Origin of the sequence: Exiguobacterium sp. 17-1 (assembly GCF_023096305.1) — a bacterium.
Taxonomy (GTDB): Bacteria; Bacillota; Bacilli; order Exiguobacteriales; family Exiguobacteriaceae; genus Exiguobacterium_A; species Exiguobacterium_A sibiricum_A.
Genome location: NZ_JALIGJ010000007.1, coordinates 1 through 19,377 on the forward strand (window position 1 = coordinate 1; position 19,377 = coordinate 19,377).

Genomic DNA, 19,377 nt, shown 5'->3' on the forward strand with positions numbered 1-19,377 from the left:
GCCAGCGTTCGTCCTGAGCCAGGATCAAACTCTCCATAAAGTGTTTGACTTGCTCGTTGTTGTGACCGGAGTCACGTTGACGAAGCTTGCGCTTCATTCATTGTTTGTATCCGAAGATACGTTTTTTTGCCTCATCGTTCAGTTTTCAAAGTCCGATATGTCGTTTGACGACTTTTAAATCTTACAGTAAAGTATTAACTGGTGTCAATAACTTTTTTCATAAGTTTTTTTCGTTTTCGACGTGTCTGTGTGGCGTGTGCCTCAGCGACATGTATTAATATATCAACTCTTGTTTTTTTCGTCAACTGTTTTTCTAAAAAAATATTAAAAAAAGACGGACGCCGCTCTGACCGGATAAAACGGTAGAACGGCGCCCTTTCTTTTACGCTCTTTTGCCAGACGCAGCATTCGCTGAATTTGGTTTTTCCTGCAGTCGATGCAACATCAGAATTTGATACGCATTACAAACGAGTAATGTGGCAAGCGCTGCCCATAACATCCGTTTGTCTTGTGTCGCCTGAAGAGCCGGCACCCATTCAATCAATGTGATGACTGTCATCAAAAAGAGTGTCGGCACGAATGCCGTGAAGTTTGTCTCGCGCGCTTTCGTCCGAGCGACAAAAAACGCGATGAGCAGTAAGACAACCATCTCTCCAATGTACAGGTTCGTTTTTTCAAATCCGAAAGCAAGTCCCCGAAGGTAGATCCCGTCGAATAACGCAAATGCGATTAAGACGATTTGGACCCGATCCCATAGCTTAGCCCCCCGGAAAATATCGAGTCCGACCCGGTGAAGGATCAGATATGAAAAGAATCCCATCAAACTGATGGCTGTCCATGTACTGCTGTAAGCCAAGGCCGTAACATATCCGCTGATCGATTGGTTACGGACATAACCTGGTTCAGCGACAAGGTTAAACACGAAGCCGGCGAGCGTCCCGATCAGGAGCGTCATCCAAAACAGCTTCAAAAATCCTCTAGTCTTCATTCATTATCCCTCTACTTTTTCGATGACACGCGCTGCGAGTTCATTATAGTGTGTTTCAAATGGATGGTCGTCACGGTAAATCGACGGTGCAAAGTCCGTTTCATTTGCATACGGCTGTCCAAGTGGAATCTTAGCTAGAATATCTGTTTTTAACGCTTCTGACAACTTCTCTCCGCCGCCTGAACCAAACACATACTCTTTTTCGCCAGTCGTCTTGCTTTCGAAATACGCCATATTCTCGATGATTCCGAGCAAACGGTGGTTTGTTTTGATCGCCATCGCCCCTGCACGTGCAGCAACGAATGCCGCAGTTGCGTGCGGTGTCGTGACAATCAGTTCCTGACAGCTTGGCAACATCGAATGAATATCGAGTGCCACGTCGCCTGTACCCGGTGGTAAATCAAGCAGTAAGTAATCGAGGTCGCCCCACTCGACGTCAGAGAAGAAGTTGTTTAACATCTTTCCGAGCATCGGGCCACGCCAGATGACAGGTGCATTGTCTTCGACGAAGAAGCCCATCGAGATGACTTTAACGCCAAATCGTTCAGGTGGAATAATACGGTCGTTGACGACCGTCGGACGGGTTTCGATTCCCATCATGTCCGGTACACTGAATCCGTAGATATCCGCGTCGATCAAGCCAACTTTTTTTCCTGCCCGTGCGAGGGCAACTGCCAAGTTGACGGAAACCGTCGATTTTCCGACACCGCCTTTACCGGAAGCTACCGCAATGAATGTCGTGCCTGATTCCGGTTTGAGGATTGATGGTGTCGTCGCGGCTTGAATACCGTGATCGCCGAGTGCCTCAAAACGTAAGCCGACCGTCTTGAATCCTTTTCCCTTCAACTCTTTGACGATCTGTTGCTGTAACGCGAGCTGTTCGCCCGATCCTGCTTGTGCCAGTGCGATTTTGAGACTGACATAGTCTCCTTTGATGCGGACATCGCGAATCCCGTTCGTATCTGTAAGCGAGCGTTCAATCGTCGGATCGATCAATTGCCCGACCACCTCGCGAATTTCTTGTTCATTCAACATAGTGTCTTCCCCCTGAGAACGTTCGATTTAATCCATTTCAGTATAACAAAAATAAGATAGCGCTTGCACATTTCGACTCGGAAAGCATGACATTTCCTTGAAGACTCGTAAGGAAGTTACCTGAAAGATGAAAAAAGAGAGATCCCCCTCTTCACAATTGTAAAAAGGGGATCTCTACGTTTAAAACATCCGGTTCCATGTCGCAGGTCCGACGACACCATCAACCGCTAATCCTTGCCGGTCTTGATAGGCACGTACTTTATCGGCGGTCTCCGCATCAAAACGTTTCGTGACAGTCGCCTTGACCGCTCGCTGAATCCGTTCGATGTCCCTGCTGTTCATGTTTATGGCTCCTTTATAGAGAGGTTGCCCCGGATAAGGCACTAAGACATCCGTCGTCGTTTTGTTCAGCTCAAAGTGCGGATAGTCTTTAAACCCACCCCAGTCTCCGCCCCAGGAAAAACCTTGCCGCTTCATCGCCTGGACGATTTGCTGAAAGTTGGCATCGGTATTAAAAATTGCTTCTGTCCCGTCCACGGAATATTGAAACAGATCCACGGCAATCCCTCGGTTATGATTTGATTGTCCCCCACGCGCATTCGTGACGACTGCGCCCGGCATCGTCCGTCCTTGCGCATACAGCTTCTCCTGCTCGGCGTAGGACCGGAATCCTTGGGCCACCCCGACATAAATCCCTTTGACATGAAGCTCCCGGATGACTTGACGTGTCTTTCGCGCAACTTCCGGCGACAGTCCCGGAACATTCAGTTTTCGGTTGGCCCGTTCTAATAACCAACTGACTGATACGGTCATCGTTCACCACACTCCTTTGTAGACTGTTCCCGAAAACAGAATTCGGTATACTTATCGATGGACATGTCCTCACAAATCATTCGGAAAAAGGAGTTTTTTGATGAAAAAGATGGTTGCCTTCTCAGGTATCTTGACTGTTCTCTTACATACTGGTTATGCAATTTACTTTAATACGGTGCATGAGGCGAACGCGGCTTATCAGCCCACTCTCCCCGAGAACAGCACGGTATTAAGTCAGGACACGTCTTTTGTTGGTAAAGTTGGTTCACAAACGACGTACGATCCTATTTCTTTTTTAAAGGATCTTTTCCTGTGGAGCATTCCACTGACATTCATTGGTTTGATGGCACTTTTATTCCTCATCCGAACCATCCGACGTCGTACATTCTGAACAACAGACCGCTTTTTGACCGCTACCGGTCAGAAAGCGGTTTTTTTTGCATAAAAAAATCTCCCACCCGTAAGGATGAGAGATAAAACGATTAACGTTTTGAGAACTGAGGTGCACGACGTGCTGCTTTGAGACCGTATTTTTTACGTTCTTTCATACGAGCATCGCGTGTGAGGAAACCTTTAGCTTTAAGTGTGCCACGGAAGTCTGGATCCGCTTGAAGAAGAGCACGTGAGATACCGTGACGGATTGCGCCTGCTTGACCAGTGAAGCCGCCGCCTTTGACCGTTACCATGATATCGTATTTGCCTTCTGTTTCTGTGAGTACAAGTGGTTCTTTTGCAGTCATGATTAATGTTTCATAACCGAAGTATTCGCTGATATCGCGCCCGTTAACTGTGACTTTACCGTCTCCAGCAACGAGGAAAACGCGAGCTGCCGCGCTTTTACGGCGACCAGTGCCGTAGTAACGTACATCTGCCATCGTGTAGTTCCTCCTAAATTCGTATTAACCGCGAAGTTCGTAAACTTCTGGTTGTTGTGCTTCTTGCTTATGAGTATCTCCAGCGTAAACGTGGAGTTTGTTGAACATTTGACGACCGAGGCTACCTTTTGGAAGCATCCCTTTGATCGCGAGTTCAAGCATACGCTCAGGTTTGTTAGCGAGTAAGTCGCGTGCGACAGTCTGCTTCAAGCCGCCTGGATGACCAGAGTGACGGTAGTAGACCTTTTTGTCGAGTTTGTTACCAGTTAATACGATTTTCTCAACGTTGATGAGGATAACGTGATCCCCACAGTCAACGTGTGGTGTGAACGTAGGTTTGTGCTTACCGCGGAGAAGTGAAGCCACTTCGCTCGAAAGACGACCGAGTGTTTTGCCTTCTGCGTCGATAAGGAGCCATTTGCGTTCTACATCAGTAGCTTTCGCCATGAAAGTTGTGCGCATGTAAAATACCTCCTAAGGAATTTAAAAATTTCTTTTTTGATTTTTCATTTATTCACTGTTTGAATCTATCAGAATCTTAGGTGTACGGGGCTAAGATTGTGGTTTCATAATAAATGAAATGCCAATAAACATTGTATGTTTTTTAGCGGCTAATGTCAAATGCCTTTTTTAGACTCTGGGTAGAAAACTTCCCAAAGGTATAACCCGTGCGGTGGTGCCGTCACACCAGCGACGTTTCGATCCTTCGCTTCGAGCATTCGTTTGATGTCTTCCGGAGTAAATCGACCGCGTCCGACATCAAGCAACGTGCCGACCATGATCCGAATCTGATTGTAGAGAAAACCGCTTCCCTGAAAACGAAAAATCAGTTCTTCTCCTTGTTCAATCAGTTCCGCTTCATAAATCGTCCGAACACGATTGTCCGTCTCTGTCTTCGCGACACAGAACGAACTGAAGTCATGAGTCCCGACTAAATGCGCTAATCCCAGACGAATTTGCGCAACATCGAGCGAATACGGAATCAGGACGGAGTGATGACGTCGAAACGCATCTTCCGTCCGGCGCACGAAGTACCGATACTCTTTCCCTACTACATCATACCTTGCTTCGAAGTCAGAAGCGACCTCTTTACAGTCACGAACGCGAATATCGTCCGGTAATAACGTATTTAGGGCCTTCACCATGCTTGCAGGTGCAATCGCCAGTTCCGTATCAAAATGAATGACTTGTCCCTGTGCGTGCACACGCGCATCCGTACGCCCGGAACCAATCACCTTGACCGGGTGCTTATGCATCCGCTCAAGCGTCTTCTCGAGGACTTCCTGAATCGTCAGACCGTTCGGTTGTACTTGGTACCCGGAATAGTCCGTCCCGTCATACTGAATCGTACATTTAAAGCGTCGCATCAAAAGCCTCCCCGTAAATAGACTAGAAGCAGTCCGAGGACGATCAGAAGGACAATCAGCCCCGTGTCGCGACCTGTCCATTTGGACTCACGGAGTCGTGTCCGTCCTTCGCCCCCCCGGTATCCCCGGGCTTCCATCGCTGTCGCAAGATCTTCTGCCCGTTTAAACGCCGAGATGAAAAGTGGAATCAGCAAAGGAATAATGGCCCGCAAACGTTCTTTGATCGGACCCGCCGATAAATCGACACCGCGTGCCTGCTGTGCCTTCATGATTTTTTCCGTCTCCTCTGCCAAGGTCGGCAGGAAACGAAGGGAAATCGACAACATCAAGGCAATCTCGTGCGTCGGGACACGGACGACTTTAAATGGTTTGAGTAACAACTCAATCGCATCCGTCAGTTCGATTGGTGACGTCGTCAACGTGACGAGTGTCGTAATCGATACGAGGTAAAAGAACCGGAGCGAAACGATGATGGCAAGACGCAATCCTTCTTCATAAATCTTGAACCAGCCAAATTCAAACAGAATGGCCCCTTCACGCGTAAACAACAGCTGAATGATAAACGTAAAGACGATTAAGAATAAAATCGGTCGCAGCCCTTTTAAGACGTAACGGATTGGTAATTTACTACTCGCTAAAGCAAAAAACGTAAACAGCAATAAAAAAATATTCGTTGCTGCATTATTGGCTAAAAACACAAGAGGAATAAAACAAAAGGCAAAAATGATTTTCGCGACGGCCGACGAACGATGTAAATACGACGACCCTGGTATATGTTGTCCTACGATCATCGTCCGTCCCCCCGTACATGCAAAATCCATTCAATCAATTCCGCTTCCGTCTGAAGCGACGGGCGTGGCTGTTTCAATTGATCGGCCATCCTCCAAGCAAACGCCAAAACGTGGGGTAAATCGAGATGGAATTGACGCAGTAACGTTTCTTGACGGAATAGACCCATTGGTTCTCCGTCATACGCGACTTGTCCCTCTTCCATGACGACGACCCGGTTCGTATACTCAAGGACTTGATCCATATCGTGTGTAATCAACAGCAAGGTCATTCCTGATTGCGCATGCAGCTCAGCGAAAAGAGACAGCATCTGCTTTCGTCCTTGCGGATCAAGTCCTGCTGTTGGTTCATCGACGATCAACACGTCTGGTTGACTAGCGAGTACGCCCGCAATCGCAACACGCCTCATTTGCCCACCAGACAGGTCAAACGGAGAACGTGACCAGAAGACTTCATCGAGTCCCACGGTACGTAAGGCATCTTTCGCTAACCGTTCTGCCTCTGCCGGTGTATGACCAAAGTTCATTGGACCAAACATGACATCTTTCAAGACGGTTTCTTCGAACAATTGATATTCCGGATACTGAAAGACAAGACCCACCCGTTTACGGAGCGCCTTTAAATCTTGTTTTCGTTTTGGTTCGATGATGATGTCATCAACCTGTACCTTACCGGCAGTTGGTTTCAACAAGCCGTTGATATGTTGGACGAGCGTGGATTTTCCGGAACCGGTATGCCCCACAAACGCAACAAGCGCCCCTGACGGAATCTCAAGATTCACATCACGCAGCGCGACTCGTTCAAACGGACTATTGAGTTGGTACGTATAATTCAATTCCTGGATTAAGATTGGCATAAGCGGTTCACCAAGTCTCTTTCATCTAGTATCGTGTCCTCATAAGTAAGACCACGTGCCGAAAGTTGCTCCTGCACCCGGACGACGAATGGAACATCTAGTCCAATCTGCTCAAGAAACGCGGATTGTGCAAACACCTCTTGCGGTGTGCCTTCTAAAACGATTTGCCCCGCATCCATGACAATGACACGACTGGCCCTTAAGACTTCATCGAGTTCATGTGTAATGGCAACGACGGCCATCGGGTGTTGCTCATATAATTCCTGGACGGTCGACATAACCTCAGTTCGTGCAATCGGATCAAGCATCGATGTCGCTTCATCGAGCACGAGAACATCAGGGCGCATCGCAAGCGCCGAGGCGATTGCGACACGCTGCTTCTGTCCGCCGGATAGTTGATGGGGTTCCCGATCAACAAAATCCGTAAGGCCAACGCGCGCTAGACTGTCGTCGATACGACGAACCATTTCCTCGCGTGGCACACCCCAGTTTTCAAGGGCAAATGCCACGTCGTCGCGCACGGTCGTGCCAACGAACTGATTATCCGGATTTTGAAAGACGATACCGATTGCGCGGCGCATCTCCCATAGTTGCTCCGGTACTGCACTCGAGAATGTCTCGTTGACAGTAACCGTTCCTTCTTCAGGAAGCAACAATCCGTTAAACAGCTTCGTCAGCGTTGATTTTCCAGAGCCGTTGTGTCCAACGATCGCGACCCATTCCTGCGAATGAATCGAAAGAGAGACATTCCGTAAGGCTGGTTGTTCTTGTTCCGGGTAACGGTACGTCACCTGTTCCAACTCAATCAGCTTTGTCATGTCTGCTCCTCCTTCATCAAATCAAAATAATTTCATTTGTAACAAAAGGGCAGAAGCGAGTTACGCACTGCCCTTTTATTCGAATCATTTAAAAATTAAACGAGTTCGATGATGACCATTTCTGCGCCGTCACCACGACGTGGTCCCATTTTCATGATACGTGTGTAACCACCTTGACGCTCAGCAAAACGTGGAGCAACATCAGCAAACAATTTTTGGATTGCATCTTGTGTTTTACCAGCTTCGTTTTGACCAGCAGCTTCGCGACGAACGAACGATGCAACTTGACGACGAGCGTGGAGATCACCGCGTTTACCTAAAGTGATGAGTTTCTCAACGACTGGACGAAGTTCCTTCGCTTTTTGTTCTGTAGTTTGGATACGCTCATTGATGATGAGATCAGTCGCAAGGTCACGCAAAAGTGCCTTACGTTGTGAGCTTGTACGGCCTAATTTCGAGTATGCCATGGATGGATTCCCTCCTTCGTGCAATTAATAGTTTTAGTCTTCTTTACGTAGGCCCAGTCCGAGTTCATCGAGCTTCGCTTGAACTTCTTCGAGTGATTTACGTCCGAGGTTACGAACTTTCATCATCTCGTCTTCGCTCTTGTTCGCGAGTTCTTGAACCGTATTGATGCCGGCACGTTTCAAACAGTTGTACGAACGAACTGAAAGATCGAGTTCTTCGATCGTCATTTCAAGTACTTTTTCTTTCTGATCTTCTTCCTTTTCGACCATGATTTCGGCATGGAGCGCTTCGTCTGTAAGACCAACAAAGATGTTTAAGTGTTCTGTCATGATTTTTGCACCGAGTGACACTGCTTCTTCCGGGCGGATTGAACCGTCCGTCCAAACATCAAGCGTCAACTTATCGAAGCTCGCATCTTGACCAACACGTGTTTTTTCAACTTGATAGTTTACACGTTGAATTGGCGTGTAAATCGAATCAATTGGAATGACGCCGATTGGCATATCGTCCCGTTTGTTATCTTCAGCCTGAACGTAACCACGGCCACGACGAGCTGTCAGACGCATATGAAGTGATGCACCTTCTGCAAGTGTTGCGATGTGGAGTTCTGGGTTGAGGATTTCGACGTCGCTGTCATGCGTAATGTTCGCAGCAGTAACAACGCCGGCGCCTTGAATATCGATCTCAAGTGTTTTCTCTTCTTCCGAGTAAACTTTGAGGGCGAGTTTCTTAAGGTTCAAGATGATTTGGGTAACGTCTTCTACAACGCCATCAATCGTCGAGAACTCATGAAGAACGCCATCGATTTGGACTGCAGTAACTGCAGCACCCGGAAGTGAAGATAATAGGATACGACGCAATGAGTTGCCAAGCGTTGTACCGAATCCACGTTCAAGCGGTTCTACCACGAATTTACCAAACGTAGCGTTATCGCTTAATTCGACCGTTTCAATCTTCGGCTTTTCGATTTCGATCATCTGAACCCCTCCTTGAATATCGTCATGTTGGCCATCGCGTTCAATCGCCAACCGTCTTGTGTACGTTTCTACTGCCTTGCTTGGTCAAACGATCAACGAAAGTCTACTCGAATTCCCGCTTTGCAGTACAAGACGGGTTACACGCGACGACGTTTTGGAGGGCGGCAACCGTTGTGTGGAACTGGAGTTACGTCACGGATCGCTGTTACTTCAAGACCGATTGCTTGGAGCGCACGGATTGCAGCTTCACGACCTGCACCAGGACCTTTAACGTTAACTTCTACAGTACGCATACCGTTATCCATTGCTGTTTTCGCAGCAGTTTCAGAAGCGAGTTGCGCAGCAAATGGAGTTGATTTACGTGAGCCTTTGAAGCCCATGTTACCTGCAGTTGCCCAAGAGATTGCATTCCCTTGCATGTCAGTGATCGTAACGATTGTGTTGTTGAATGTTGAACGGATATGCACGATACCAGATTCAATATTCTTTTTGACTTTACGTTTACTACGAACATTCTGTTTACGTTTTGCCATCTTAGTTTACCCTCCCTTACTTCTTCTTGTTCGCTACTGTACGGCGTGGGCCTTTACGAGTACGCGAGTTGTTTTTAGTGTTTTGACCACGAACTGGAAGACCACGACGGTGACGAACACCACGGTAGCAACCGATTTCGATCAAACGTTTGATGTTGAGTGAGATTTCACGACGAAGGTCACCCTCAACTTTTACTTTATCTAATCCATCACGGAGTTGGTTGAGTTGTTCTTCAGTCAATTCACGAGTACGAGTATCTTCAGAGATACCAGCTTCTTTCAAGACTTTCTGAGCAGTCGTTTTACCAACACCATAGATGTAAGTGAGTGAGATAACGATGCGTTTCTCACGTGGAATATCTACACCAGCAATACGTGCCATGTGTGCACCTCCTTGTTTATTACCCTTGTTTTTGTTTATGCTTAGGGTTTTCGCAAATAACCATTACTTTGCCTTTACGGCGGATAACTTTACATTTTTCACAGATCGGTTTAACCGAAGGTCTTACTTTCATTGTGAATACCTCCTCCTGAAAAAATCGGAGTTTTTATTTGAAACGGTATGTGATCCGTCCGCGAGTCAAGTCGTATGGTGACAACTCAACCGTTACTTTATCTCCTGGTAGGATCCGAATGAAGTGCATCCGAATTTTTCCTGAGACGTGCGCGAGGACCGTGTGGCCGTTTTCTAACTCCACCTTAAACATCGCGTTTGGAAGCGGTTCGATAACCGTACCTTCCACTTCGATTACATCTTGTTTCGCCATCAATTATACCCCTTTCTCTATAAAGTTGATTGGGAGCCCAGACGATTTGTAGCGCTTAGGGGCTTTCTACAGTAGCCGTGAGAGAATCATCGGTCACAAACACGAGTGGATAGCGGCTTATAGAAAGGTGACACCAATAACGCGCACAGCTCACTCTGCATCGACCGTTAAGATCTCGTAGCCTTCGTCTGTGATGGCGATGGTGTGCTCAAAGTGGGCGCACATGCTACCGTCCACTGTCACTACCGTCCAATTGTCGGATAGCGTGCGAACATAGCGTTTTCCGACATTAACCATTGGCTCAATCGCCAAGGTCATGCCAGTTTTCAGGCGCGGCCCTTTCCCCGGTGGTCCATAATGTGGAATTTGCGGATCTTCATGCAAATTTTGTCCCACGCCGTGGCCCACATATTCGCGGACTACAGAAAAATTCGCTGCTTCAACATGTGACTGAATCGCATGCGAAATATCTGTCAGGTGCACGCCAGCTTTGGCGCGCTCCAATCCTTTATACAGAGATTCTTCAGTTACGTCAAGTAACCGCTTCGTCTCTTCAGAGATTGTACCTACCGGATATGTCCAGGCTGAATCTCCGTGATATCCGTTATACTCCGCCCCGATATCAATCGAGATGATGTCTCCATCGTGGAGTACGCGGTCACCCGGAATACCATGGACAAGTTCTTCATTTACTGAAGCACAGATGCTGCCAGTAAACCCATTATAACCTTTAAACGATGGTGTTGCCCCTTGACTTCGAATATAGCGTTCAGCAATCGCATCGAGTTGCCCCGTTGTGATCCCTGGACGAATATGAGCTTTCAGCTCCTTATGCGTCCGGGCGACGATTTGTCCCGCCTGACGCATGATGTCGATTTCACGCGGCGCTTTCGTAATGATCATTACTGATCACCAAGAAGTGCTTGAACATCGGAATAAACTTCATTAATCGGACGATCACCGTCCAAATTACGAAGATACCCTTTTTCAGCGTAAAAGTCAATCAAAGGTTGCGCTTGAGCGACGTTGACTTCAAGACGACGGCGAACCGTTTCTTCTTGATCATCTTCACGTTGAACAAGTGCTGATCCGTCGATATCACAGACACCCTCCACTTTTGGCGGGTTATAGATGACATGATACGTTGCTCCACATGTCGGGCAAATCCGGCGGCCTGTCAAACGAGGGACAAGTTTCTCCGGGTTCACACCGATGTGAACGACGTGATCGATTTGTTTATTTAGATCCGCAAGCAATACTTCAAGAGCATCTGCTTGTTTCACTGTGCGTGGGAAACCGTCAAGAAGAAAACCATTTGCACAGTCTTCTTTGGCGAGACGTTCACGTACGATGCCGATTGTGACTTCATCCGGAACGAGTTCCCCTTTATCCATGTACGATTTCGCTTCCTGCCCGAGCGGTGTTTGATCTTTGATCGCCGCACGGAACATGTCGCCTGTCGAGATGTGTGGAATGGCGTAGTCTTCGATAATTTTCGCAGCCTGCGTCCCTTTTCCAGCACCCGGCAAGCCCATCAATACAAGATTCATGTCGGTAGCCTCCACTTCTATAGACTCTATAGACACAACAGAAAGGAAAGGGATGGTCCCCTTCCTCCCGCCTTATCGGATAAAGCCTTTGTAGTGTCGTTTAACCAGTTGACTTTCAATCTGTTTCATCGTCTCAAGACCTACACCGATGACGATCAACAGGCTTGTTCCACCAATCTGCACCGAGTTCGGTAAACCAGCGAACTTAATAAAGAACGTTGGCGTCACCGCGATGACAGCGAGGAAGAGTGAGCCGAAGAATGTCAGACGGTACAGGATCTTCGTGATGTACTGTTCCGTTTGCTTACCAGGACGAATACCAGGAATGTATCCGCCTTGCTTTTGAAGGTTCTCTGCCATTTGTTCCGGGTTAACCTGAACGAATGTATAGAAGTAAGAAAATGCAATGATCAGTGCCACATAGATCGACATACCGATTGGACTCGTATAGTCGAAAATGTCACGGATCTTCGTCGCATTTTCCGGACTTGCAAAGAAACTTGCAACCGTTGGTGGCGTCACCATGAACGATACAGCGAAGATAACTGGGATAACACCAGCAGCATTCAGTTTAATCGGCAAGTGTGTCGATTGACCGCCTACTGGTGCACGGTTCACCGTACGCTTAGCGTACTGGATCGGAATCTTACGGGCAGCTTGCTGCACATAGATGACTCCGACGATGACCGCGATGATGATTAAAAGCAACAGTACGATATAAAGCACATTGACAAACAAAGCATCCCCTGCATTTTGGAGCTTTGTTTCATAGATCTGACGGAACGCGTTCGGGAAGCCTGCGACAATCCCAGCGAAGATGATCATTGATATCCCGTTACCAATGCCCTTCTCCGTGATGAGTTCACCGAGGAACATCAAGAATGCGGTACCCGCCGTCAAAACAAGTGCAATCATAACGTACGTCCAGGTGCCGTATTGCTCATCGACAAGACCTGGGTAGATACGGTTAAATCCAAGCGCGATTCCAAACGCTTGGACTAAGCCGAGTACGATCGTTCCATAGCGCGTTACCGTTGCTAACTTCTTACGGCCCGCCTCTCCTTGTTTTGCCCATTCGGCAAACTTTGGAACAACGTCCATCTGTAAGAGTTGGACAACGATCGAGGCCGTGATATACGGCATGATTCCCATCGCAAAGAGTGAGAAATTCTGCAAAGCATTCCCGCCGAAGGAATTCAAGAAACCAAGAATACCATTCTGGTCAATCTTGAATACTTCAGTGTTTACCATTGGGACTGGGATATGTGCACCGATACGGAACACGATAATCAGAGCCAAGGTAAAGAGAATGCGCCGACGAATGTCGGCTACGCGCCACATATTGGAGATCGCTTGAAACATTAGATCACCTCAACCGTACCGCCGGCAGCTTCGATCGCTTGCTTCGCAGCTTCGGAGAACTTGTGAGCTTTTACTGTCAGTTTCTTTTCAATCTTACCGTTAGAAAGGATCTTCACGCCATCTTTCATACCTTTGACTGCGCGAGTCTCGATAAGAAGTTCTGGTGTTACTTCCGTTCCATCTTCAAAACGGTTAAGTGTGTCAAGGTTGATAACCGCGAACTCTTTACGAGTCGGGTTGTTGAAGCCGCGTTTTGGTAAACGACGGAAAAGTGGGTTTTGTCCACCTTCGAAACCTGGACGAACACCACCGCCTGAACGAGCTTTTTGACCTTTGTGACCACGGCCAGAAGTCTTACCGTTACCAGAAGACATACCGCGACCTACACGGTTGCGTTCTGAACGTGAACCAGCAGCTGGTTTCAATTCATGGAGTTTCATAGTGGGGCACCTCCTCATAAAATTATATCAAACGTATTACTCTTGAATTTCTTTAACTGTCAATAAGTGTGACACGTGGTTAATCATCCCACGCATAGCAGCGTTGTCAGGTACGACAACAGTTTGGTGCATCTTACGGAGACCAAGCGTACGAGTAGTAACGCGTTGGTTCTCCGGACGACCGATCATGCTGCGTGTGAGGGTAACTGCGAGTTTCGCCATCTGTATTCCCTCCCTTTCTTAACCGCGAAGTTCTTCGACGGTTTTACCGCGGAGTTTCGCAACGTCTTCAGCACGTTTAAGTGAAGTGAGACCTTTAACAGTCGCACGAACCATGTTGATTGGAGTGCTTGATCCAAGTGATTTCGAAAGAATGTCGTTGATTCCCGCTAATTCGAGAACCGCACGAACTGGGCCACCAGCGATGACTCCAGTACCTTCAGAAGCAGGTTTCAAGAAGACGTGACCTGCACCGAAAATTCCGTTGATTTCGTGTGGAATTGTAGTGTTAACGATTGGAACGTTAACCATGTTTTTCTTTGCATCTTCGATTGCTTTACGGATCGCTTCAGGCACTTCCTGAGCTTTACCCGTACCGAAACCTACGTGACCATTCTTGTCACCTACGACGACGAGTGCAGCAAAACGGAAGCGACGGCCACCTTTTACTACTTTCGCGACGCGGTTTACAGTAACAACGCGTTCTTCGAGTTGATCCATGTTAATTTCTAACTGGCGCATGTAGAGGTTCCCTCCTTTTCTATTAGAATTTGAGACCAGCTTCACGAGCTGCTTCAGCTACTGCTTTGATACGTCCATGATAGAGATATCCTCCACGGTCGAAAACGACTGTTTCAATACCTTTTTCAAGAGCGCGTTCAGCTGCAAGCTTACCAACTGCTGATGCAGCGTCAGTCGTGTTGCCTTTTTCAAGGTCGAGTGATGATGCAGATGCGAGTGTTGCATGTGTTGCATCGTCAATGACTTGTACGTAAATGTTCTTGTTCGAACGGAATACATTCAAGCGTGGACGAGCTGCAGTCCCGATGATTGTACGACGTACACGACCATGACGCTTTTTACGCGTAGCATTTTTGTTTGCCTTTGAGATCATTTATGCCACTCCTTTCCGGTCAATTCGTATCAACGAATTACTTACCTGTTTTACCTTCTTTACGACGAACGACTTCATCACTGTAACGAATTCCTTTACCTTTGTACGGTTCAGGCTGGCGGTACGAACGGATCAATGCAGCAACGTGTCCAACACGCTCTTTGTTGATTCCGCGGACGATGATTTGCGTATTCGTAGGAACTTCGACTTCAATGCCTTGTTCCGGAGTGTACTCGATTGGGTGTGAATAACCGAGGTTGAGTACGATTTTGTTACCTTGCTTTTGTGCACGGTAACCAACACCTTGGATATCGAGTGTCTTAGCGAAACCGTTGTTTACACCTTCGACCATGTTCGCGATAAGCGCACGAGTCGTTCCGTGGATTGTACGGTTAGCTTTCTCGTCGTTTGGACGAGTGACAGTCAATTCATTACCTTCTACGTTGATAGCCATAGTCGGGTTGAACTCACGTGTGAGTTCACCTTTAGGACCTTTTACTGTAACTGTGCTGTTTTCAACTGTTACTGTAACGCCTGCTGGGATAACGACTGGCTTTTTACCAATACGTGACATTTAAGACACCTCCGTTCTTTTTATGCGTGAATTACCAGATGTATGCGATCACTTCGCCGCCGACTTTTTGTTGGCGAGCTTCTTTGTCTGTCATAACACCTTTAGATGTTGAAACGATAGCGATTCCGAGACCACCGAGTACTTTCGGGATTTCATCAGCTTTCGCGTAAACGCGAAGACCTGGTTTCGAGATACGTTTGAGTCCAGTGATGACGCGTTCGTTGCTTGCGCCGTACTTAAGGAATACGCGGAGCGTACCTTGTTTGCTGTCCTCGAGATATTCAACATCGCGGATGAAACCTTCACGTTTGAGGATTTCAGCGACTTCACGTTTGATTGTAGAAGCTGGCATTTCCAACTTCTCATGGCGAACCATGTTTGCATTACGAATGCGTGTAAGCATATCTGCAATCGGATCTGTCATAACCATGCGATGTACCTCCTTTCACAACTTTAATGAATTACCAGCTTGCTTTTTTAACACCAGGGATTTGACCTTTATGAGCAAGATCACGGAACTTAATACGGCTGATACCGAATTTACCAATGTAACCGTGTGGACGGCCAGTGATACTGCAACGGTTGTGTAAACGAACCGCTGAAGAGTTACGTGGGAGTTTGCTCATGCCGATGTAGTCGCCTTGTGCTTTCAATTCTGCGCGTTGTTCAGCGTAGCGCTCTACGAGTGCTTGGCGTTTTACTTCACGTGCGATCATTGATTTCTTAGCCATGTGTGCGGCCTCCCTTATTTTTGGAATGGCATGCCGAGTGCTGTGAGAAGCTCACGTGACTCTTCATCCGTATTAGCAGTTGTAACGATAACGATGTCCATACCACGGACTTTAGATACGCGATCGTAGTCGATCTCTGGGAAGATCAATTGTTCCTTCACGCCTAGCGTGTAGTTACCACGGCCATCGAATGATTTCTTCGATACACCACGGAAGTCACGTACACGTGGAAGTGACACGTTGATCAACTTGTCGAGGAACTCATACATGCGCTCTCCACGAAGTGTTACCTTCGCGCCGATTGGCATACCTTCACGAAGTTTGAAACCAGCGATTGATTTCTTAGCTTTCGTGATGAGTGGCTTCTGACCAGTGAGGAGCTGAAGCTCTTCAACTGCCATGTCAAGTGCTTTCGTGTTCGTAACAGCGTCACCAACACCCATGTTGATTACGATTTTATCGACTTTCGGCGCTTGCATTACAGAAGTATAGTTGAATTTCTCCATCATTACTTTGACGATTTCGTCTTGGTATTTAGCTTTTAAACGGTTCATCAGAAAGTGGACCTCCTTTCTTTAAATCTTCTTATTTATCTAAAGCTTCGCCCGATTTTTTAGCGATACGTACTTTCTTGCCGTCAACCACAGTGAAACCAACGCGTGTTGGGTTTCCTGTCTTAGGGTCGATGAGCATAACGTTCGATACGTGAATCGGTGCTTCTTTCTCGACAATTCCGCCTTGCGGGTTGAGTTGAGAAGGTTTTGAGTGTTTTTTGATCATGTTAACGCCTTCGACGATAATGCGATCTTTTTTAGGCATAGCAGTAAGGACAACACCTTGTTTGCCTTTATCTTTACCAGTCATAACCTGAACTTTATCACCTTTTTTGACATGCATCGTTAGAGCACCTCCTTGTAGGAATTCTTTGGAATTAAAGTACTTCCGGTGCCAACGAGACGATCTTCATGAAGTCTTTTTCACGAAGTTCGCGTGCGACTGGTCCGAAGATACGTGTGCCACGTGGGCTTTTATCATCTTTGATGATGACTGCTGCATTTTCGTCAAAACGGATGTACGAACCGTCTTTACGACGAACGCCACGTTTAGTACGAACGACTACTGCGCGTACAACTTCACCTTTTTTGACAACGCCACCTGGTGTTGCTTGTTTAACTGTGCAAACAATTACATCACCGATGTTAGCAGTTTTGCGACCAGATCCACCGAGGACTTTGATCGTCAAGACTTCACGAGCTCCTGAGTTGTCTGCTACTTTCAAGCGAGATTCTTGTTGAATCATACGATTGTACCTCCCTCCGGATGTTTATTCATCCGAACTAATTAGAGTTTAGATGATTACTGCTTTTTCGACGACTTCTACGAGACGGAAACGTTTGTCTTTAGAAAGTGGACGTGTTTCTTGAATGCGTACGACGTCACCGACTTTAGCTGTGTTGTTTTCATCATGCGTTTTGTACTTCTTAGAGTAGTTTACGCGTTTGCCGTAGAGCTTATGCTTTACTTTAGTCTCAACTGTAACTACGATCGTTTTATCCATTTTGTCAGATACGACGCGTCCAGTTAACACTTTGCGGTTGTTAGTGCGTTCCATTGAGTGTTCCTCCTCTCAGAATCCGAGTGAATTATGCGTTGTTGATGCCGAGTTCGCGTTCACGAAGAACGGTTTTCGCGCGTGCAATCGACTTGCGCACTTCACGGATACGAGCAGGGTTCTCAAGCTGACCAGTCGCAAGTTGGAAACGAAGGTTGAACAACTCTTCTTTCCACGAACCGACTTTACCGTTGAGCTCTTCTGTAGTTTGCTGACGGAGATCAGTTGCTTTCATTCGTATCACCACCATTTTCTTCACGTTTTACGAACTTACATTTTACTGGAAGTTTGTGTGATGCAAGACGGAGAGCTTCGCGTGCGATCTCTTCCGATACTCCTGCGATTTCAAACATTACTTTCCCCGGTTTGACGACTGCAACCCAGCCCTCCGGAGCACCTTTACCTGAACCCATTCGGACTTCAAGAGGTTTTTTAGTGTATGGTTTATGTGGGAAAATCTTGATCCACACTTTACCACCACGTTTCATATAACGAGTCATCGCGATACGCGCTGATTCGATTTGACGGCTTGTGATCCAGCTAGCTTCTTGAGCTTGGATACCGAACTCGCCGAAGTGTACTGTAGTACCACGTTTCGCTTTACCACGCATGTTGCCGCGGTGAACACGACGATATTTTACACGTTTTGGTAACAACATGTTGTGTTGCCTCCTTCCCTAGACGGATGTGGATTATTGTTCGTTAGATGCTGCTTTTTTCGTAGGAAGCACTTCACCGTGGTGGAGCCATACTTTTACGCCAATTTTGCCGTAAGTTGTATCAGCTTCTGCAGTACCGTAATCGATGTCTGCACGGAGTGTATGAAGTGGAACTGTTCCTTCTGAATACTTCTCTGAACGAGCGATATCAGCGCCGCCAAGACGACCAGAAACTTCAGTCTTGATTCCTTTGATACCTGAACGCATAGAGCGTTGGATTGATTGCTTCATTGCACGACGGAACGATACACGGCCTTCAAGTTGGCGTGCGATGTTCTCAGCGACAAGTTTAGCAACTGCATCCGGGTTTTTCACTTCAACGACGTTAACGTGAACGCGTTTGCCTTTTGCAAGGTTAGTGATGTCTGTACGAAGTGTTTCGATTTCAGAACCGCCTTTACCGATAACCATACCAGGTTTAGCAGTGTGAAGTGAAATGTTCAAGCGGTTTGCTGCGCGCTCGATTTCAACTTTAGAGACACTAGCGTCTTTAAGACGTTTTTCGATATATTCACGAACTACGTAGTCTTCATGAAGGAGATCAGCATAGTCTTTATCTGCGAACCAACGTGATTCCCAGTCTTTGATGATACCTACGCGAAGACCAGTTGGGTTAATCTTCTGACCCACGGTAATCCCTCCTTATTTTTCAGATACCACGATGTGAACGTGGCTCGTACGTTTGTTGATGCGGCTTGCGCGACCCATTGCACGTGGGCGGAAACGTTTGAGCGTTGGACCTTCGTTGACGTAAGCCTCTGTTACTACGAGGTTTTCGATGTTCATGTCGAAGTTGTGCTCAGCGTTCGCGATTGCCGATTTCAATACTTTCTCAACGATTGGCGTTGCTGCCTTGTTCGTGTAAGCAAGAATCGAAAGTGCTTCACCGATTTGCTTCCCGCGGATTAAGTCTACTACTAGACGTGCCTTACGAGGAGCAATGCGAACCATATTAGCCGATGCTTTTGATTGCATAATGAGTACCTCCC

Annotated in this window: 34 protein-coding genes; 1 reads left to right on the forward strand and 33 read right to left on the reverse strand. The window is 47.1% G+C overall.

Translation table 11 applies throughout. From position 1 onward, the window contains the following. Positions 1 to 382: 382 nt before the first annotated feature. The 3 genes from MUN34_RS15025 to MUN34_RS15035 all read right to left on the reverse strand — a co-directional run bounded on the left by MUN34_RS15025 (position 383) and on the right by MUN34_RS15035 (position 2,836). A complete protein-coding gene (locus MUN34_RS15025; protein ID WP_026826929.1) occupies positions 383 to 988 on the reverse strand; it encodes a KinB-signaling pathway activation protein in 606 nt (201 codons plus the stop codon). Positions 989 to 991: 3 nt separating this feature from the next. After that, the gene (locus tag MUN34_RS15030; RefSeq protein WP_247858215.1) at positions 992 to 2,023 is read right to left on the reverse strand and encodes an Mrp/NBP35 family ATP-binding protein; all 1,032 of its coding nucleotides are present in this window, start codon (positions 2,021 to 2,023) and stop codon (positions 992 to 994) included. 180 nt (positions 2,024 to 2,203) lie between these two features. Further along, positions 2,204 to 2,836 (reverse strand): M15 family metallopeptidase, encoded by a 633-nt coding sequence (locus tag MUN34_RS15035; protein WP_247858217.1) that lies wholly within the window; start codon positions 2,834 to 2,836, stop codon positions 2,204 to 2,206. A gap of 100 nt (positions 2,837 to 2,936) precedes the next feature. Here MUN34_RS15035 and MUN34_RS15040 point away from each other — a divergent pair, with 100 nt between their 5' ends. Next, positions 2,937 to 3,227 carry a hypothetical protein gene (locus MUN34_RS15040; protein ID WP_026826926.1) on the forward strand — a complete coding sequence of 97 codons (291 nt, stop codon included), beginning with the start codon at positions 2,937 to 2,939 and terminating at the stop codon, positions 3,225 to 3,227. Positions 3,228 to 3,318: 91 nt separating this feature from the next. Here the strand turns inward: MUN34_RS15040 and rpsI are convergent, their stop codons facing one another. From rpsI to rplV, 30 genes are all read right to left on the reverse strand, one after another. Then, complete coding sequence (rpsI, locus tag MUN34_RS15045) at positions 3,319 to 3,711, reverse strand: 30S ribosomal protein S9 (protein WP_014969171.1); 393 nt, start codon at positions 3,709 to 3,711, stop codon at positions 3,319 to 3,321. Between the two features lie 24 nt (positions 3,712 to 3,735). Next, positions 3,736 to 4,173 carry a 50S ribosomal protein L13 gene (gene rplM, locus MUN34_RS15050; protein ID WP_012369041.1) on the reverse strand — a complete coding sequence of 146 codons (438 nt, stop codon included), beginning with the start codon at positions 4,171 to 4,173 and terminating at the stop codon, positions 3,736 to 3,738. A gap of 155 nt (positions 4,174 to 4,328) precedes the next feature. Then, positions 4,329 to 5,078, reverse strand: coding sequence for a tRNA pseudouridine(38-40) synthase TruA (truA, locus tag MUN34_RS15055; RefSeq protein WP_247858218.1), 750 nt, complete (start codon positions 5,076 to 5,078; stop codon positions 4,329 to 4,331). Beyond that, positions 5,078 to 5,869, reverse strand: coding sequence for an energy-coupling factor transporter transmembrane component T family protein (locus tag MUN34_RS15060; RefSeq protein WP_026826924.1), 792 nt, complete (start codon positions 5,867 to 5,869; stop codon positions 5,078 to 5,080). Before MUN34_RS15060 ends, truA begins: the two co-directional genes overlap by 1 nt. Continuing rightward, positions 5,866 to 6,723 carry an energy-coupling factor transporter ATPase gene (locus MUN34_RS15065; protein WP_026826923.1) on the reverse strand — a complete coding sequence of 286 codons (858 nt, stop codon included), beginning with the start codon at positions 6,721 to 6,723 and terminating at the stop codon, positions 5,866 to 5,868. Before MUN34_RS15065 ends, MUN34_RS15060 begins: the two co-directional genes overlap by 4 nt. Beyond that, positions 6,711 to 7,541, reverse strand: a complete 831-nt coding sequence (locus tag MUN34_RS15070; protein ID WP_026826922.1) for an energy-coupling factor ABC transporter ATP-binding protein — start codon at positions 7,539 to 7,541, stop codon at positions 6,711 to 6,713. Before MUN34_RS15070 ends, MUN34_RS15065 begins: the two co-directional genes overlap by 13 nt. Positions 7,542 to 7,636: 95 nt before the next feature. Further along, positions 7,637 to 8,008 (reverse strand): 50S ribosomal protein L17, encoded by a 372-nt coding sequence (gene rplQ, locus MUN34_RS15075; protein ID WP_012369036.1) that lies wholly within the window; start codon positions 8,006 to 8,008, stop codon positions 7,637 to 7,639. Positions 8,009 to 8,041: 33 nt separating this feature from the next. Continuing rightward, positions 8,042 to 8,986: a DNA-directed RNA polymerase subunit alpha gene (locus MUN34_RS15080; protein WP_012369035.1), complete on the reverse strand. Its 945-nt coding sequence runs from the start codon at positions 8,984 to 8,986 to the stop codon at positions 8,042 to 8,044. 137 nt (positions 8,987 to 9,123) lie between these two features. Then, positions 9,124 to 9,519, reverse strand: a complete 396-nt coding sequence (gene rpsK, locus MUN34_RS15085; protein WP_012369034.1) for a 30S ribosomal protein S11 — start codon at positions 9,517 to 9,519, stop codon at positions 9,124 to 9,126. 16 nt (positions 9,520 to 9,535) lie between these two features. After that, complete coding sequence (gene rpsM / locus MUN34_RS15090) at positions 9,536 to 9,901, reverse strand: 30S ribosomal protein S13 (RefSeq protein WP_012369033.1); 366 nt, start codon at positions 9,899 to 9,901, stop codon at positions 9,536 to 9,538. Between the two features lie 19 nt (positions 9,902 to 9,920). Next, positions 9,921 to 10,034, reverse strand: coding sequence for a 50S ribosomal protein L36 (gene rpmJ / locus MUN34_RS15095; RefSeq protein WP_003156543.1), 114 nt, complete (start codon positions 10,032 to 10,034; stop codon positions 9,921 to 9,923). A gap of 33 nt (positions 10,035 to 10,067) precedes the next feature. After that, positions 10,068 to 10,286 (reverse strand): translation initiation factor IF-1, encoded by a 219-nt coding sequence (infA, locus tag MUN34_RS15100; RefSeq protein ID WP_012369032.1) that lies wholly within the window; start codon positions 10,284 to 10,286, stop codon positions 10,068 to 10,070. Between the two features lie 150 nt (positions 10,287 to 10,436). Continuing rightward, entirely contained in the window at positions 10,437 to 11,189 is a 753-nt protein-coding gene (gene map / locus MUN34_RS15105) for a type I methionyl aminopeptidase (RefSeq protein ID WP_012369031.1), read from the reverse strand. Further along, positions 11,189 to 11,836 carry an adenylate kinase gene (locus MUN34_RS15110; protein WP_026826920.1) on the reverse strand — a complete coding sequence of 216 codons (648 nt, stop codon included), beginning with the start codon at positions 11,834 to 11,836 and terminating at the stop codon, positions 11,189 to 11,191. The genes map and MUN34_RS15110 overlap by 1 nt, the downstream gene beginning before the upstream one ends. Before the next feature lie 72 nt (positions 11,837 to 11,908). Further along, positions 11,909 to 13,198: a preprotein translocase subunit SecY gene (gene secY / locus MUN34_RS15115; protein WP_012369029.1), complete on the reverse strand. Its 1,290-nt coding sequence runs from the start codon at positions 13,196 to 13,198 to the stop codon at positions 11,909 to 11,911. Further along, positions 13,198 to 13,638, reverse strand: coding sequence for a 50S ribosomal protein L15 (gene rplO, locus MUN34_RS15120; protein WP_012369028.1), 441 nt, complete (start codon positions 13,636 to 13,638; stop codon positions 13,198 to 13,200). The genes secY and rplO overlap by 1 nt, the downstream gene beginning before the upstream one ends. Before the next feature lie 36 nt (positions 13,639 to 13,674). Then, on the reverse strand, positions 13,675 to 13,860 hold the full coding sequence (rpmD, locus tag MUN34_RS15125) for a 50S ribosomal protein L30 (RefSeq protein WP_012369027.1): 186 nt from the start codon (positions 13,858 to 13,860) through the stop codon (positions 13,675 to 13,677). Positions 13,861 to 13,878: 18 nt separating this feature from the next. Further along, positions 13,879 to 14,379: a 30S ribosomal protein S5 gene (gene rpsE, locus MUN34_RS15130; RefSeq protein WP_012369026.1), complete on the reverse strand. Its 501-nt coding sequence runs from the start codon at positions 14,377 to 14,379 to the stop codon at positions 13,879 to 13,881. A gap of 22 nt (positions 14,380 to 14,401) precedes the next feature. Continuing rightward, a complete protein-coding gene (rplR, locus tag MUN34_RS15135) occupies positions 14,402 to 14,752 on the reverse strand; it encodes a 50S ribosomal protein L18 (protein WP_012369025.1) in 351 nt (116 codons plus the stop codon). Between the two features lie 37 nt (positions 14,753 to 14,789). Beyond that, the gene (gene rplF / locus MUN34_RS15140; RefSeq protein ID WP_026826919.1) at positions 14,790 to 15,326 is read right to left on the reverse strand and encodes a 50S ribosomal protein L6; all 537 of its coding nucleotides are present in this window, start codon (positions 15,324 to 15,326) and stop codon (positions 14,790 to 14,792) included. A gap of 31 nt (positions 15,327 to 15,357) precedes the next feature. Then, the gene (gene rpsH, locus MUN34_RS15145; protein ID WP_012369023.1) at positions 15,358 to 15,756 is read right to left on the reverse strand and encodes a 30S ribosomal protein S8; all 399 of its coding nucleotides are present in this window, start codon (positions 15,754 to 15,756) and stop codon (positions 15,358 to 15,360) included. 31 nt (positions 15,757 to 15,787) lie between these two features. Further along, a complete protein-coding gene (rpsN, locus tag MUN34_RS15150) occupies positions 15,788 to 16,057 on the reverse strand; it encodes a 30S ribosomal protein S14 (RefSeq protein ID WP_026826918.1) in 270 nt (89 codons plus the stop codon). Positions 16,058 to 16,071: 14 nt separating this feature from the next. Next, positions 16,072 to 16,611, reverse strand: a complete 540-nt coding sequence (gene rplE, locus MUN34_RS15155; protein ID WP_012369021.1) for a 50S ribosomal protein L5 — start codon at positions 16,609 to 16,611, stop codon at positions 16,072 to 16,074. A gap of 31 nt (positions 16,612 to 16,642) precedes the next feature. Then, the gene (gene rplX, locus MUN34_RS15160; RefSeq protein WP_014969156.1) at positions 16,643 to 16,954 is read right to left on the reverse strand and encodes a 50S ribosomal protein L24; all 312 of its coding nucleotides are present in this window, start codon (positions 16,952 to 16,954) and stop codon (positions 16,643 to 16,645) included. Positions 16,955 to 16,988: 34 nt separating this feature from the next. Then, complete coding sequence (gene rplN, locus MUN34_RS15165) at positions 16,989 to 17,357, reverse strand: 50S ribosomal protein L14 (RefSeq protein ID WP_012369019.1); 369 nt, start codon at positions 17,355 to 17,357, stop codon at positions 16,989 to 16,991. Positions 17,358 to 17,405: 48 nt separating this feature from the next. Beyond that, the gene (gene rpsQ, locus MUN34_RS15170; protein ID WP_026826917.1) at positions 17,406 to 17,669 is read right to left on the reverse strand and encodes a 30S ribosomal protein S17; all 264 of its coding nucleotides are present in this window, start codon (positions 17,667 to 17,669) and stop codon (positions 17,406 to 17,408) included. Positions 17,670 to 17,700: 31 nt separating this feature from the next. Continuing rightward, positions 17,701 to 17,904 (reverse strand): 50S ribosomal protein L29, encoded by a 204-nt coding sequence (rpmC, locus tag MUN34_RS15175; protein WP_012369017.1) that lies wholly within the window; start codon positions 17,902 to 17,904, stop codon positions 17,701 to 17,703. Next, complete coding sequence (gene rplP, locus MUN34_RS15180; RefSeq protein ID WP_012369016.1) at positions 17,891 to 18,328, reverse strand: 50S ribosomal protein L16; 438 nt, start codon at positions 18,326 to 18,328, stop codon at positions 17,891 to 17,893. The genes rpmC and rplP overlap by 14 nt, the downstream gene beginning before the upstream one ends. 33 nt (positions 18,329 to 18,361) lie before the next feature. Beyond that, entirely contained in the window at positions 18,362 to 19,018 is a 657-nt protein-coding gene (rpsC, locus tag MUN34_RS15185) for a 30S ribosomal protein S3 (RefSeq protein WP_012369015.1), read from the reverse strand. 12 nt (positions 19,019 to 19,030) lie between these two features. Beyond that, positions 19,031 to 19,363, reverse strand: coding sequence for a 50S ribosomal protein L22 (rplV, locus tag MUN34_RS15190; RefSeq protein ID WP_012369014.1), 333 nt, complete (start codon positions 19,361 to 19,363; stop codon positions 19,031 to 19,033). Between the last annotated feature and the right edge of the window lie 14 nt (positions 19,364 to 19,377).

Excerpts from the sequence above, each read along its gene's own strand:
- rplE (WP_012369021.1), bottom strand. The coding sequence starts at position 16,611 with ATGAACCGTTTAAAAGCTAAATACCAAGACGAAATCGTCAAAGTAATG.
- MUN34_RS15025 (WP_026826929.1), bottom strand. The coding sequence starts at position 988 with ATGAAGACTAGAGGATTTTTGAAGCTGTTTTGGATGACGCTCCTGATC.
- rpmD (WP_012369027.1), bottom strand. The coding sequence starts at position 13,860 with ATGGCGAAACTCGCAGTTACCCTCACACGCAGCATGATCGGTCGTCCG.
- rpsH (WP_012369023.1), bottom strand. The coding sequence starts at position 15,756 with ATGGTTATGACAGATCCGATTGCAGATATGCTTACACGCATTCGTAAT.
- secY (WP_012369029.1), bottom strand. The coding sequence starts at position 13,198 with ATGTTTCAAGCGATCTCCAATATGTGGCGCGTAGCCGACATTCGTCGG.
- MUN34_RS15035 (WP_247858217.1), bottom strand. The coding sequence starts at position 2,836 with ATGACCGTATCAGTCAGTTGGTTATTAGAACGGGCCAACCGAAAACTG.
- rpsI (WP_014969171.1), bottom strand. The coding sequence starts at position 3,711 with ATGGCAGATGTACGTTACTACGGCACTGGTCGCCGTAAAAGCGCGGCA.
- map (WP_012369031.1), bottom strand. The coding sequence starts at position 11,189 with ATGATCATTACGAAAGCGCCGCGTGAAATCGACATCATGCGTCAGGCG.
- rplN (WP_012369019.1), bottom strand. The coding sequence starts at position 17,357 with ATGATTCAACAAGAATCTCGCTTGAAAGTAGCAGACAACTCAGGAGCT.
- MUN34_RS15070 (WP_026826922.1), bottom strand. The coding sequence starts at position 7,541 with ATGACAAAGCTGATTGAGTTGGAACAGGTGACGTACCGTTACCCGGAA.
- rpsE (WP_012369026.1), bottom strand. The coding sequence starts at position 14,379 with ATGCGCCAGTTAGAAATTAACATGGATCAACTCGAAGAACGCGTTGTT.
- MUN34_RS15065 (WP_026826923.1), bottom strand. The coding sequence starts at position 6,723 with ATGCCAATCTTAATCCAGGAATTGAATTATACGTACCAACTCAATAGT.
- MUN34_RS15110 (WP_026826920.1), bottom strand. The coding sequence starts at position 11,836 with ATGAATCTTGTATTGATGGGCTTGCCGGGTGCTGGAAAAGGGACGCAG.
- rplX (WP_014969156.1), bottom strand. The coding sequence starts at position 16,954 with ATGCATGTCAAAAAAGGTGATAAAGTTCAGGTTATGACTGGTAAAGAT.
- rplQ (WP_012369036.1), bottom strand. The coding sequence starts at position 8,008 with ATGGCATACTCGAAATTAGGCCGTACAAGCTCACAACGTAAGGCACTT.
- MUN34_RS15030 (WP_247858215.1), bottom strand. The coding sequence starts at position 2,023 with ATGTTGAATGAACAAGAAATTCGCGAGGTGGTCGGGCAATTGATCGAT.
- rplR (WP_012369025.1), bottom strand. The coding sequence starts at position 14,752 with ATGATCTCAAAGGCAAACAAAAATGCTACGCGTAAAAAGCGTCATGGT.
- MUN34_RS15080 (WP_012369035.1), bottom strand. The coding sequence starts at position 8,986 with ATGATCGAAATCGAAAAGCCGAAGATTGAAACGGTCGAATTAAGCGAT.
- rplV (WP_012369014.1), bottom strand. The coding sequence starts at position 19,363 with ATGCAATCAAAAGCATCGGCTAATATGGTTCGCATTGCTCCTCGTAAG.
- rplP (WP_012369016.1), bottom strand. The coding sequence starts at position 18,328 with ATGTTGTTACCAAAACGTGTAAAATATCGTCGTGTTCACCGCGGCAAC.
- rplM (WP_012369041.1), bottom strand. The coding sequence starts at position 4,173 with ATGCGCACAACTTTCATGGCGAAAGCTACTGATGTAGAACGCAAATGG.
- infA (WP_012369032.1), bottom strand. The coding sequence starts at position 10,286 with ATGGCGAAACAAGATGTAATCGAAGTGGAAGGTACGGTTATCGAACCG.
- rpmC (WP_012369017.1), bottom strand. The coding sequence starts at position 17,904 with ATGAAAGCAACTGATCTCCGTCAGCAAACTACAGAAGAGCTCAACGGT.
- MUN34_RS15040 (WP_026826926.1), top strand. The coding sequence starts at position 2,937 with ATGAAAAAGATGGTTGCCTTCTCAGGTATCTTGACTGTTCTCTTACAT.
- rplF (WP_026826919.1), bottom strand. The coding sequence starts at position 15,326 with ATGTCACGTATTGGTAAAAAGCCAGTCGTTATCCCAGCAGGCGTTACA.
- rpmJ (WP_003156543.1), bottom strand. The coding sequence starts at position 10,034 with ATGAAAGTAAGACCTTCGGTTAAACCGATCTGTGAAAAATGTAAAGTT.
- rpsN (WP_026826918.1), bottom strand. The coding sequence starts at position 16,057 with ATGGCTAAGAAATCAATGATCGCACGTGAAGTAAAACGCCAAGCACTC.
- MUN34_RS15060 (WP_026826924.1), bottom strand. The coding sequence starts at position 5,869 with ATGATCGTAGGACAACATATACCAGGGTCGTCGTATTTACATCGTTCG.
- rplO (WP_012369028.1), bottom strand. The coding sequence starts at position 13,638 with ATGAAACTCCATGAATTGAAACCAGCTGCTGGTTCACGTTCAGAACGC.
- rpsK (WP_012369034.1), bottom strand. The coding sequence starts at position 9,519 with ATGGCAAAACGTAAACAGAATGTTCGTAGTAAACGTAAAGTCAAAAAG.
- truA (WP_247858218.1), bottom strand. The coding sequence starts at position 5,078 with ATGCGACGCTTTAAATGTACGATTCAGTATGACGGGACGGACTATTCC.
- rpsQ (WP_026826917.1), bottom strand. The coding sequence starts at position 17,669 with ATGGAACGCACTAACAACCGCAAAGTGTTAACTGGACGCGTCGTATCT.
- rpsM (WP_012369033.1), bottom strand. The coding sequence starts at position 9,901 with ATGGCACGTATTGCTGGTGTAGATATTCCACGTGAGAAACGCATCGTT.